The sequence below is a fragment of the Gemmobacter caeruleus genome, from assembly GCF_008271655.1.
In the GTDB taxonomy this organism is placed as follows: Bacteria; Pseudomonadota; Alphaproteobacteria; order Rhodobacterales; family Rhodobacteraceae; genus Gemmobacter; species Gemmobacter caeruleus.
The window spans coordinates 358,381-371,049 of the sequence record NZ_VKKX01000022.1 but is presented as its reverse complement, the minus strand read 5'-3'; the positions used below and the strand labels follow the sequence as shown (position 1 = coordinate 371,049).

Here is a 12,669-nt window from a genome sequence, read left to right as displayed (position 1 = left end):
TTTCGGTTTCTCTGTGGCGCAGGGCAAGCGCAGGGCGGCGCCCCCGCAAGGACGCCGATCCCGTCGGGTCAGCCAGGCTTCAGTGCAGCGCGGATTCGATCTGGTCGGAAATGCGCATGGTCAGCCCGTCAGCCTGCATCAGTGCCGCGGCCACCCGCTCCATCCCACTTTCCGAGGCCTGCATCAGTTCCAGCCGCTGCACATAGGTATCATGCCCGATCTGATGGTGCAGCGCACCCTTCAGGCAAAAGAACGACAGCGTGGCAAAGAGAAGCGGGGCCAGAATGCGCGGGCGGCGTCTCGTGGGGCGATGATAGTGCGAGCGCCCGAGCGTGCCCTCGGCCTCGAACCCGTATCCCATGGCGCGCGCCTTCTCGATGCGCGCGACCCGTGCGTAGAACTCATTAAAATCCTGTTCGGCCATACCTGTAACTCCTCGATACGGCCCCCACCATAAGACCGTTATGCGGCCCGATTGTGGCAGAACTAGGGCAATCGGCCCATTTTCAGGCTTTTTTCAGGACCAATGCAGACCACTCGCCTAAATCTTCCCGCGATTGCAGCGAAAATGCGACCGCCTCATAGGCCGCGATCACCGCCTCGGCCTGGACGACCAGCAAGCCCGACAGGATGACCAACCCCCCCGGCGCCGCATGGGCCGCCATGGCGGGAGCCAGCTCGATCAGCGGACCTTTCAGGATATTGGCAAAGATCAGGTCATAGGGCGCGGCCTCGGCCAGCAGCGGATGCGCAAAGCCCGCGGCCTCCAGACATTCCACCCGGCCCGCAAGGCCGTTGATCGCCACATTCGCCTCGGCCACATCCACCGCCACCCGGTCGATATCCGAGGCAAGGATCCGCGCCTCCGGCAGGACAGCGGCGGCGGCCAGCGCCAGAACCGCGGTGCCGCACCCGATATCGGCCACCCGCGCCGGCCGCAGCCCGGCCTCGAACAGCCGGTCGAAGGCCCGCAGACAGCCCAGCGTCGTGCCGTGATGGCCGGTGCCAAAGGCAACCGTCGCCTCGATCTGCAAGGCAACCTTGTCGGCGGGCACCTTGTCGGCATCATGGCTGCCATAGACAAAGAACCGCCCGGCCTCCACCGGGGCCAACTCGCGCCGCACATGGGCGACCCAGTCGATATCGGGCAGTTCCGACACCGCGAAAGGCCGCGCCTCGAAGGCCAGGGCCAGCACCTCCAGCATCACCTCATTGGGCGGCTCGACGAAATAGGCGCCAACCTCCCACAGACCGGAATCATCCTCGATCTCGAAGACGCCGACGCCCACCGGCGCGGGATCAAGCTTTTCCAACGCCTCGCCCAGGGCCTCGGCGGCGTCTTCGCCCATCAGGGTGGTCAGCGCGGAATAGGTGGTCATGGCGGGCTCCTCGGGCTCGGCTTGGACCCGCGATAGCCCCCCACGCAGCGGGGGTCAAGCGGCGACGCCGGGGGCCAGCCCCCGGTCCCCCGGAGTATTTCGACAAGAAGCAAACACAGCCGCAGCCAAACCGCATCTGCCTTTGCTTCTTGCCCAAATACTCAGACAACCTTTCCATTGGGCGCGCCCGCCGGGCAAGGGCGTCCGGGGCCACCGGCGCAGGGCCGGGCGGCGGCGCGGGCGCGCGAGGGACAGCCGCGCGCGGTCGGGGCGCGCCGCCTTGCGGCAGGTCAGACGGGGGCGGGGGCGTAGCCCGGCCCGCGCATCTCGCGCAGGCGGGTTTCGTTGCCGGCGCTCGGGTTGCGGGGCACCAGAAGCGCCAGCAGGATCTGTGCCAGCGCGATGCCGGCCGCGAGGATGAAGACGTAATCCGGCGCGGTCGCCCAGATATAACCCAGCCCCGCCGGCAGGAACACCGCCGCGATATGGTTGATGGTGAAGGACAGCGCCGCCGAGGTCGCCATGTCCGAGGGATCGGCGATCTTCTGGAAATAGGTCTTGTGCGAAAAGCTGATGGCGAAAAAGATGTTGTTCGCCACATAGAGCCCCGCCGCCATCCAGCCGGGCAGGTCATACCAATACAGGCAGCCATAGCCGACAAACACCGCGAACAGGCCCGAGAATTCGATCAGCATCGCCTTCTGTTCGCCGAACCGCGCGACGAAGCGGCCGATCGAGGGGGCGGTGATCATGTTGGCGACAAAGGTGATCAGCATCAGCGCGGTCACCGATTCCACGCCGTAATGATAGCGTTCGACCATCATGAAGGCGGCGAAGACCACAAAGATCTGCCGCCGGGCACCGTTCAACATCTCGAACAGGTAATAGAGCCAGTAGCGCCGCCGCAGCACGATCGACTTGCGCTGCTTGTGTTCGGCCTCGAAGCGGGGAAAGGCGATCAGCACATAAAGCGCGATCAGCACACACAACCCGCCCGAGGTGAGAAAGACGAAATCATAGCTCAGATCAAAGGTCTTCCAGCACAGCACGATCAGCCCATAGGCCACCAGCGAGGCGGTGGAGCCGGCCGCGACCAGCTTGCCCAGCACCTTGGGCGCCTCGGCCTTGGTCAGCCATTGCAGTTGCAGCGACTGGTTGCAGCTTTCGTAATAGTGAAACCCGATGGACGAGATCAGCGTCACCATCAGCAGCCCGCCAAAGCTGGGAAACCAGGCGGTGACGGCGGTGGCGCTGCCCAGCACGACCAGCATCAGCCCCGCCATGACCTGTTCGCGCAGCACCAGCAGGAACAGCAGCACCCCCACGGCCAGCAGGCCCGGGATCTCGCGCACCGTATGCAGCCAGCCGATCTCGACCCCGGTGAAGCCGGCCTTTTCGATGACGAAATTGTTCAGCAGCGCCGACCAGGTGGCAAAGGCCAGGGGCATCGCCACGGCCATGAGGAACAGAAGCGTCACGGGCTGGCGCCAGCGCGGCAGGCGATGCGCCTCGGAAAGGGGCAGAATCCGGTTCATGCACCTTTCTAGGCCGCTCCGGCCCGGGGGGCGAGGGGCGGAATTGTGCCCGCCACAATTCCGCCCTTCGTCCTATTCCGCCGCGTGTTGCCGGGGCGGGCGGGCCTGTGCCAGCAGCCGCGCCAGATCGGGCTTGCACGATCCGCAATTGGTGCCGGCCTGAAGCGCCGCCCCGATGGCCTCGACCGTCAGGCAGCCGCCCTCGGTGATCGCGTGCAGGATGGTGTTCGCCCCCACGCTGAAACAGGCGCAGACGACCGGGCCGGGGTCGGGCCGGTCGGCGCCGGGGCGGCCGGCCAGCGTGGCGGCGGCGGGGTGTTCGCCCAGCAGCTCGGCTAGGTGGCTGCGCGACAGGGCGACGGGCTCCGGCGCCACGAACAGGGCCGCGACGACCTTGCCGCCCATGGTGAAGGCCAGCCGCATCTGGCCGCGCGCCCGGTCTTCGTAGATCAGCGCAGAGGCCTCTGCGGGCAGGGCGAACAACGCGCGCGCCCAGTCGGCCCAGTCGGGCGGCGGCGCCGCACCGGCCAGTTCGGCCCGGTGGCCCTGGGCCAGCGGCGCCTGCGCCCAATAGGCGCAATCGGGGCGCATGGGCGCGGCAGAGACGGCATAGCCATACCAGCCCGCCGCAAAGGGCCGGATGGCCACGGTGGCGGATTTGCTGTCGGGCTGGCCCGAGACCGGATCGGTGCGCCCGGGCACCAGCGCGTCGATCCGGCCCGAAGGCGCGGTTTCGCCGGTCCAGTGGATCGGGGCGAAGGGGTGGCCCGGCGCCACCCGATCCGACACCAGAACCCGCATCAGCGCGCGCCCCGAGGGGCTGGTCACCTCGGCCAGGGTGGCGGGGGCAAGGCCCAGCGTCGCGGCGTCGCGGGGGTGAATCTCCAGATAGGGTTCGCCCAGATGATGCCCGAGGCGGGGTGCGAGGCCGGTGCGTGTCATGCTGTGCCACTGGTCGCGCACCCGCCCGGTATTCAGCCGGAACGGCCAGTCGGGGCTGAGCGGTTGCGGCGCCTGCGGTGTGATCGGCAGCATGCGCCCGCGCCCGTCGGGCGTATGAAACCGGCCATTGCCGAAGAAGCGCCCGCCGTTTTGACGCGCATTGGCGGGCCAGAGGAACGGCTCCAGCCGGTCATAGGTGGCAGCGTCGATAGCGGCATGGTCCGAGATGTCGAAATCGCTGCCCATCTCGCCCGCCACGCCCGACAGCGCGGCATATTCGGCAAAGATCGCCGCCGGCCCGTCCCAGTCGAACCCGCTAAAGCCCATGCGGCGCGCCACCTCGGCCAGCGCCCACCAATCCGGCCGCGCCGCAGCCGGGGCCGGGCGGAACGGGCGCTGGCGGCTGATGCGGCGTTCGGAATTGGTGACGGTGCCCGATTTCTCGCCCCAGGCGGCGGCGGGCAGCAAGACCTGCGCCAGCCGCGCGGTATCGGTCGCCGCCGTGATGTCGGAGACCACGGTGAAATCGCAGCCGGCGATGGCGCGGGCCACGCGGTCGGCCTCGGGCATGGAAACGGCGGGGTTGGTGTGGATGATCCACAGCGCCTTGATCCGCCCTTCCTCGACCGCGCGGAACATGTCTACGGCCTTGAGGCCCGGGCGGTCGGCCATGCGCGGGCTGGCCCAGAAGCCCTGCACGGCGGCGCGATGCGCGGGGTTCTCGATCTCCAGATGGCAGGCGAGCATATTGGCCAGCCCCCCCACTTCGCGCCCGCCCATGGCATTGGGCTGGCCGGTCACGCTGAACGGCCCCATGCCGGGGCGCCCGATGCGGCCCGTGGCGAGGTGGCAGTTCAGGATGGCGTTCACCTTGTCGGTGCCGGTGGCCGACTGGTTGATGCCCTGCGAATAGACGGTGACAACCCGTTCGGTGCCGATCCACAGGTCACAGAACCGCGCGAGGTCAGCGGGGGCAAGGCCGGTCATGGCGGGGTCGGTGGCCCGTGCGGCGGCAAGGGCGGCCTCATACCCGGCGATATGGGCGAGATAGGCCCGATCGGTGGCGCCGCGGCGGTCGATCTCGGCCAGCAGCGCGTTGAACAGGGCGGCATCCGAGCCCGGCGCAAGGGGCAGATGCAGGTCGGCGATATCGGCCGTGGCGGTGCGGCGCGGGTCGATGACCACGATCTTCAGCCCCGGTCGGGCCTGTTTCGCCGCGACCAGGCGCTGATACAGCACCGGGTGGCACCAGGCGAGGTTGGCCCCTGTCAGCACCACCAGATCGGCGCTTTCCAGATCGTCATAAAGGCCCGGCACGGTGTCGGTGCCAAAGGCGCGTCGGTGGCCTGCGACGGAAGACGCCATGCAAAGCCTTGAATTCGTGTCGATATTGCCGCTGCCGATATAGCCCTTCATCAGCTTGTTCGCGACATAGTAATCTTCGGTCAGCAACTGGCCCGAGACATAGAGCGCGACGGAATCCGGGCCATGCGTGGCGATGGTTTCGGCAAAGCGGCGCGCGATCAGGTTTAGCGCGCTGTCCCAATCCGCGTCTTGCCCGTGGATGCGCGGGGCGAGCAGCCGCCCGGCATCCGACAGGGTTTCCGCCAGCGCGGTGCCCTTGGAACAGAGCCGCCCCTGATTGGCCGGGTGATCGGCATCGCCCCTGACCGCGAAGCCGCCCCCGGGGGCGGGCGCGACCCGCACCCCGCAGCCCACGCCGCAATAGGGGCAGGTGGTGCGCACCCCCGCCGTCATGCCGCCGACCTGCGCGCCATGAAGGCGGCGTCCAGCAGCACCCGCCCGCCCTCGGTCCGGGCGGCAAAGCTGCGCACCGCACCTTCGTCGGCGCCCTGTGCCAGCCCGGTCGCCATGTCGAAGACCCAGCCATGCAGCGGACAGGTCACCTGGCTGCCATGCACGATGCCTTCGGAGAGCGGGCCGCCCTTGTGGGGGCAACGATCCTCCAGCGCAAAGACCTGATCATCGGCGGTGCGGAAGATGGCGATGCAGCCCAGCGGCGTCTTGACCACCCGCGCGCCCTGGCGGGGAATGTCGTCCAATGCGGCGATGTCGATGAAATCGGTCATTCTGCGGCCCTCAGCGTGAGATCGGCGATCGGTGCCCATTCGGCGGGTGTGGCGGCATGTTCGGCCCAGGGGTCTTTCTGATAGACCGACTGGCTGATCATGAAGCGGTCATAAAGCGCGCGTCTGGTGTCCGGGTCGGCCATCTGGTCCTTGCACCAGTCCAGCCCGACCTTGGCCACCCATTTGTAGATCCGGTGCAGATAGCGCGCGTTTTCGCGATAAAGCTGGGTGAAGGCGGCGATCACCTCCATCGCCTCCTCCTCGGTGGCGACGGTCATCAGAAGCTCGGTCTCCTTGACCTCCAGCCCCGCCGCGCCGGCGACGCTGATCTGATAGCCGCTGTCCACGCAGATCACGCCGATATCCTTGCAGGTGGCCTCGGCGCAGTTGCGCGGACAGCCCGAGACGCCCAGCTTGACCTTGGCCGGCGTCCACGACCCCCAGAGCAGCTTTTCCAGCTTGACCCCCAACCCGGTGCTGTCCTGCGTGCCGAAGCGGCAGAATTGCGACCCGATACAGGTCTTTACCGTGCGCAGCCCCTTGGAATAGGCGTGGCCCGACACCATGCCGGCGGCGTTCAGATCCGACCAGATCGCCGGCAGATCCTCCTTGCGGACGCCCACGAGGTCGATCCGCTGGCCGCCCGTCACCTTGACCATCGGCACGGCGTATTTCTCGGCCGCGTCGGCAATGGCGCGCAATTCGTCCGGGGTGGTCAGGCCGCCCCACATGCGCGGCACCACCGTATAGCTGCCATCCTTCTGGATATTGGCGTGGTTACGTTCGTTGACGAAACGCGACTGGCGGTCATCTTGATAGTCCAGCGGCCAGTCGGCCAGCAGGTAATAGTTCAGCGCCGGCCGGCACGAGGCACAGCCCCCCACCGTCTTCCAGCCCAGTTCCTGCATCACCGCCGGAATGGATTTCAGACCCATCGACTTGATCAGCCGCCGCACGTCCTCATGCGTGTGATCGGTGCATTTGCACAGGGTCTGCACCGTGGGCAGCACGAAATCGGCGCCCAGCGTCAGTTGCAGCACCTGTTCCACCAGCCCCGTGCAGGTGCCGCAGGATGCCGATGCCTTGGTGGTGGCGCGGATCGCATCCAGCGAGGTCGCGCCGCCTTCGATGGCCTGAACGATCTTTCCCTTGCAGACGCCGTTGCAACCGCAGATCTCCGCCTCAGGCGGCAAGGCTGCAACGGCCGCCAGAGGGTCCGCCTTGGACCCTCCCGCGAAGGCCGGGCCAAAGATCAGCGTCTCGCGCAGATCCGACACGTCCTTGCCCTGCTTGATCAGGTCAAAGAAATACGACCCGTCGGCGGTATCGCCATACATCACGGCCCCCAGCAGGCGGTCGCCCTCCAGGATCAGGCGCTTGTAGATGCCGCGCCCGGGATCGCGGAACACGATATCCTCGCGGCCCGGACCCTCGGCGAAATCGCCGGCGCTGAACAGATCGACGCCCGTCACCTTCAGCTTGGTCGCGGTCTGCACCGGGCGGAAGGCCGCAGCCTCGCCGATCAGCGCGCGGGCCAGCACCTTGGCCTGATCGTAAAGCGGCGCGACAAGGCCGAACAACTGGCGGTCATGTTCCACGCATTCGCCAAGCGCAAAGATCGACGGATCCGAGGTCATCATCTGGTCATCCACCACGACGCCGCGCCCGACCTCCAGATGCGCGTCATTGGCCAGCCGGGTTTCGGGGCGGATGCCCACGGCCATGCAGACCAGATCGGCGGGATAGACGGTGCCGTCTTCCAGCAGCACCGCCTCGGCCCGGTCGGTGCCCAGAATGGCCTTGGTCGCGCCCTTGCAATGCACGGTGATGCCGCGCCGTTCCAGATCCTTTTGCAGCAGATAGCCCGCCGCCGGATCGAGCTGGCGCTCCATCAGATGCCCCATCAGGTGAATGACGGTGACGCTGGCGCCGCGGGCAGCCATACCGGCGGCGGCCTCCAGCCCCAGCAGCCCGCCGCCGATCACCACGGCCGAGGCGCCGGGCCGGGCGGCGGCGATCATCGCATTGGTATCTTCCAGATCGCGATAGGTGACGACGCCGGGCAGTTCCTTGCCCGCGACCGGAATGATGAAGGGCGCCGATCCGGTGGCGATGACCAGCTTGTCATAAGCCGTCTCGCCGCCTTTCGACACCACGACCTTGCGGTCGCGGTCGATCCGCACCACGGCCTCGCCAAAGCGGCAGGTCACGCCGTTTGCCGCATACCAGGCATCGTCATGGGTGACGATCTGTTCATAGGTCTTTTCGCCCGACAGCACCGGCGACAGCATCAGCCGGTTGTAATTGCCGCGCGGCTCGCCGTTGAACAGTGTCACGTCGAACTGCCCGGGCGCGGCTTCCAGCAGATGTTCCAGCATCCGCCCCGAGGCCATGCCGGCCCCGATGATGACAAGCTTTTCGGCCATCACGCTGCATCCTTCTTTTGCGCGCCATGTTCGTATTCCTCAAGGAAATCCAGAACCTGCTGGCGATAGTGGTAATAATCGGGGTGATCGAGCAGCGCCTTGCGGCTGCGCGGGCGGGGCAGGTTGACCTCGCAGATGCGGCCGATGGTGGCGCGGGGGCCATTGGTCATCATGACCACCCGGTCGGCCAGCAGGATCGCCTCGTCCACGTCATGCGTGACGCAGACGGCGGTGACCTGGGTGCGCGACCACACCTCCATCAGCACTTCCTGCAATTCCCAGCGGGTCAGGCTGTCGAGCATCCCGAAGGGTTCATCCAGCAGCAGCAGCTTGGGCGACAGCGCAAAGGCCCGGGCGATGCCGACGCGCTGGCGCATGCCGTTCGACATGTCCGAGGCGGGCCGGTCCATCGCATCGGCCAGGCCCACGCGCTCAAGGTAGTATTCCACCACCTCCTGCTTTTCGGCCTGGCTGGCGCGGGGATAGACCTTGTCCACCCCGATCGCCACGTTCTCCTTGGCGGTCAGCCAGGGAAACAGGTTGGGCGACTGGAACACCACGGCGCGTTCCGGGTCGGCGCCCTCGACGTGATAGCCGTCCAGCTTGATCGCCCCCTTGCTGATGGCGTTCAGCCCGGCGGTCATGGTCAGCACCGTCGATTTGCCGCAACCGGAATGGCCGATCAGGCTGACGAATTCGCCCTTCTTCAGGGTCAGGTTGAAATCCTCGACCACGGTCAGCGGGCCTTTCGGCGTAGCATAGATCTTGTGCAGCTGCGAATAGTGCAGATAGCGGTCGTCGATCTGGCTGCCGGCGGCGGCCTTGGCATAGGCGCCGGGCAGGGCGTGGCGCGGCGTGACATCGGGCAGGCGCCGGCTGTCGGCGACCTTCGCCGCCATGCCCACATCCATCAGATAGGCGGTGACGGCGGCGCGCAGCGCCTTGAACCGGGGGCTGTCATTCATCGCCTGCCGGTCGCGCGGGCGCGGCAGATCGACGGTGAACACCTCGCCCAGCGTGCCGTCGGGGTTCAGACAGGCGATGCGGTCGGCCAGCAGCAGCGCCTCGTCCACATCATTGGTGATCAGAACGGCGGTGCGGCGGTCGGCCTCCCAGATCGCCTCGATCTCGGCGGCGACATTGGCGCGGGTCAGCGCGTCCAGGGCCGAAAGCGGCTCGTCCATCAGGAGCATGTCGGGCGCCAGCGCCAGCGCCCGCGCCACCGCCACCCGCTGCCGCATCCCGCCCGACAGTTCCGACGGGCGGCGGTCGGCGGCATGGCCGAGGCCCACCAGCCCGATATATTTCGCGACCAGCGCATCGCGTTCGGCCTTGCTGCCCTTGTGGACCGCCTCGACCGCCAGCGCGATATTGCCGGCCACGGTCAGCCAGGGCATCAGCGCATAGGACTGGAACACCAGCCCCCGCTCCGGCCCCGGCCCGGTGACGGGCTGGCCGCGGAACAGCACCTCGCCACGGTCGGGCAGTTCCAGCCCGGCCATCAGCTTCATCAGCGTGGTCTTTCCCGATCCCGAAAAGCCGAGGATGGCCAGAAACTCGCCTTCCTCCACCGTCAGATCCATGCCCCGCAGCACCGGCGTTTCGCCATAACCCTTGGAGACGTTGCGCAATTCAAGAATGGCCATGGCGCGTCACCGATTGCTGGAGAAGGTGAAGGCGGATTGCAGCGCGAACATCACCCGGTCGAGCAGAAAGCCGATGATGCCGATGGTAAAGACCGCGACCATGATCCGCGCCAGGCTGTCGGAGGAACCGTTCTGGAATTCGTCCCAGACGAATTTGCCAAGCCCGGGGTTCTGCGCCAGCATTTCGGCGGCGATCAGCACCATCCAGCCCACGCCCAGAGACAGGCGCAGCCCGGTAAAGATCAGCGGCAGCGCCGAGGGCAGCACCAGCCGGGTGATCTTTTTCCAGGGCGACAGTTTCAGCACCCGGCTGACCGAGACCAGATCGCGGTCGATCGAGGCGACGCCAAGCGCGGTATTGATCAGCGTCGGCCAGAGCGAACAGAGCGTGACGGTGATGGCCGAGATCACAAAGGATTTCGGCAGCGCCCCTTCGCCCCCCACATAGACCGCCGACACGACCATGGTCACGATGGGCAGCCAGGCCAGCGGCGAGACCGGCTTGAACACCTGCACCAGCGGGTTGATCGCCGCATTGGCCGTGGGCGACAGGCCCGACACGATGCCCAGCGGCACCGCGATCAGCGTGCCGATCAGAAAGCCGAAGAACACCGTCTGGATCGAGGTCCAGATCTGCTCATAGAAGGTGGGCTTGCCGGTATAGATGCGGGTCTTGACCTGATCGGCCTTGCCCTCGGCGATCAGGGCGGCGTTGCGTTCGTCCTGCTTGCTGTAGAACTCTGCCTCTTTCACCTTTTCGGCGCGGGCGGCCTCGTTCAGGCCCAGGGCCTGTTCCCAGACCTGCGCCGGGCCGGGAATGGCCCCGAGCGAGGTTTGCACCATCGGCGCGAAAGTGCCCCACAGCGTGAGGAAGGCCAGGATCGCCAGCAGCGGCACCCCCGCCAGCCGCCAGATCTCGCGCAGTTGCGGGCGGGCATGATCGCCGGCCAGGATGCGCAGGATCGGCGTGACGAAGGGCAGGCCAAGCGCGCGCAGCCAGACATCCATGCGGTTGATGCGGGTCAGGCGGCGGGCGCGGGCGGCCTCGCGCGCGGCGTCGGCGGTCTGGGCGGCGGTCTGGGCGGGGGGATGCGTGTCGATGGCGGTCATGATCGGGTCCTGTTCGCGGGGAAGGCCCTGCCCGCGCCGGGCAGGGCGGCCTGGCTCAGTTCACGGCGCCATCGGCGGCCGTTTGTCCGGTCTTCAGCCCGATCGGAAGGCTGTCGATATAGGCATTGGGGGTCAGGCCGTCATAGGCGATGCCGTCGATGAAATCCGAGGTCGGCGCGCGATAGCCGTCGGCGTCGAAATCGAACATCTCGGGCTTGGCCAGCCCTTCGGCGATCAGCGCCTCGGCGGCAACCTTGTAGAGATCGGGGCGATAGACCGATTTCGCGGTCGCGTCATACCAGCTGTCGGGCTTGTCCTCGGCGATCTGGCCCCAGCGGCGCATCTGCGTCAGATACCAGACCGCGTCCGAGTAGTAGGGGAAGGTCGCGTTATGGCGGAAGAACACGTTGAAATCGGGCGCCGGGCGCTTGTCGCCGGGTTCGAATTCAAAGGTGCCGGTCATGGAATTGGCGATGACCGCCGCATCGGCGCCGACATAATCGGGGCGGCTCAGGATCTCCACCGCCTCGGGGCGGTTGGCATTGTCGTTTTCGTCCAGCCAGATCGCCGCGCGGATCAGCGCCTTGGTCAGCGCCAGCATGGTCTGCGGGTTCTGTTCGGCGAATTCGGCGGTGACGCCGAACACCTTTTCGGGGTTATAGGACCAGATCTCGTGATCGGTGATGACCGGCACGCCGATGCCCTTTTGCACCGCCGCCTGGTTCCACGGCTCGCCCACGGCGTAACCGACGATGGTGCCGGCCTCCAGCGTGGCGGGCATCTGCGGCGGCGGCGTGACCGAGATCAGCACATCGCCGCCGATCTGGCCGGACACGTCTTCGGGGCTGTAATAGCCGGGGTTGATGCCGCCCGCTGCCAGCCAGTAGCGCAGTTCGTAATTATGGGTCGAGACGGGAAAGACCATGCCCAGATTGAACGCCTCGCCCCGGTCGGCAAAGGCCTCGACCACAGGCTTCAGCGCCGCGGCCGAGATGGGATGCGCGGGCTTGCCATCGGCGCCGACGGGGATATTGGGCTTCATCTCCTCCCAGACCGCATTTGATACGGTGATCGCATTGCCGTTCAGATCCATCGAAAAGGGCGTGACGATGGCGCCCTTGGTGCCATAGCCGATCGTCGCCGCCAGCGGCTGCCCGGCCAGCATATGCGCCCCGTCCAGTTCGCCCGCGATCACACGGTCCAGCAGCACCTTCCAGTTCGACTGCGCCTCCAGCGTCACGAACAGGCCCTCATCCTCGAAAAACCCCTTTTCCTTGGCGATGGCGAGGGGGGCCATGTCGGTCAGCTTGATGAAGCCGAGGGTAAGCTGATCCTTTTCGATGCCGTCGGTCGCGGCAAAGGCAGGATGGGCAAGCAGGGCGGCAGACAGAAGGAGGGCGGTTCTGGTCATCTCTGGCTCCGTATGGAAAAAATGCAAAAAGGCCGCGTGACACGCGCCGGCCCCAGGGAGGAGGTGGGGGGGAGGCGGGTCAGGCGGCCTTGCCTGTCATCCCGATCATTCGGGAGGAAACGGAACGTCC

At 66.9% G+C, this 12,669-nt stretch carries 9 protein-coding genes; all 9 read right to left on the bottom strand.

Annotation, left to right across the window (positions count from 1 at the left end):
• Window positions 1-79: 79 nt before the first annotated feature.
• The 9 genes from FOA17_RS08750 to FOA17_RS08710 all read right to left on the bottom strand — a co-directional run bounded on the left by FOA17_RS08750 (window position 80) and on the right by FOA17_RS08710 (window position 12,539).
• Window positions 80-424 (bottom strand): hypothetical protein, encoded by a 345-nt coding sequence (locus tag FOA17_RS08750; RefSeq protein WP_149141088.1) that lies wholly within the window; start codon window positions 422-424, stop codon window positions 80-82.
• Window positions 425-506: 82 nt separating this feature from the next.
• Complete coding sequence (locus FOA17_RS08745) at window positions 507-1,379, bottom strand: 50S ribosomal protein L11 methyltransferase (RefSeq protein WP_149141087.1); 873 nt, start codon at window positions 1,377-1,379, stop codon at window positions 507-509.
• A gap of 290 nt (window positions 1,380-1,669) precedes the next feature.
• Window positions 1,670-2,914, bottom strand: a complete 1,245-nt coding sequence (locus FOA17_RS08740) for an MFS transporter (protein WP_149141086.1) — start codon at window positions 2,912-2,914, stop codon at window positions 1,670-1,672.
• Between the two features lie 72 nt (window positions 2,915-2,986).
• Complete coding sequence (locus FOA17_RS08735; RefSeq protein ID WP_149141085.1) at window positions 2,987-5,614, bottom strand: nitrate reductase; 2,628 nt, start codon at window positions 5,612-5,614, stop codon at window positions 2,987-2,989.
• Window positions 5,611-5,946, bottom strand: coding sequence for a nitrite reductase small subunit NirD (gene nirD, locus FOA17_RS08730; RefSeq protein WP_149141084.1), 336 nt, complete (start codon window positions 5,944-5,946; stop codon window positions 5,611-5,613). The genes FOA17_RS08735 and nirD overlap by 4 nt, the downstream gene beginning before the upstream one ends.
• Window positions 5,943-8,372 carry a nitrite reductase large subunit NirB gene (gene nirB / locus FOA17_RS08725; RefSeq protein WP_149141083.1) on the bottom strand — a complete coding sequence of 810 codons (2,430 nt, stop codon included), beginning with the start codon at window positions 8,370-8,372 and terminating at the stop codon, window positions 5,943-5,945. Before nirB ends, nirD begins: the two co-directional genes overlap by 4 nt.
• Window positions 8,372-10,018, bottom strand: coding sequence for an ABC transporter ATP-binding protein (locus FOA17_RS08720; protein ID WP_149141082.1), 1,647 nt, complete (start codon window positions 10,016-10,018; stop codon window positions 8,372-8,374). Before FOA17_RS08720 ends, nirB begins: the two co-directional genes overlap by 1 nt.
• A gap of 6 nt (window positions 10,019-10,024) precedes the next feature.
• The gene (locus tag FOA17_RS08715) at window positions 10,025-11,128 is read right to left on the bottom strand and encodes an ABC transporter permease (RefSeq protein ID WP_149141081.1); all 1,104 of its coding nucleotides are present in this window, start codon (window positions 11,126-11,128) and stop codon (window positions 10,025-10,027) included.
• A gap of 55 nt (window positions 11,129-11,183) precedes the next feature.
• Window positions 11,184-12,539: a CmpA/NrtA family ABC transporter substrate-binding protein gene (locus FOA17_RS08710; protein WP_149141080.1), complete on the bottom strand. Its 1,356-nt coding sequence runs from the start codon at window positions 12,537-12,539 to the stop codon at window positions 11,184-11,186.
• Window positions 12,540-12,669: the final 130 nt, after the last annotated feature.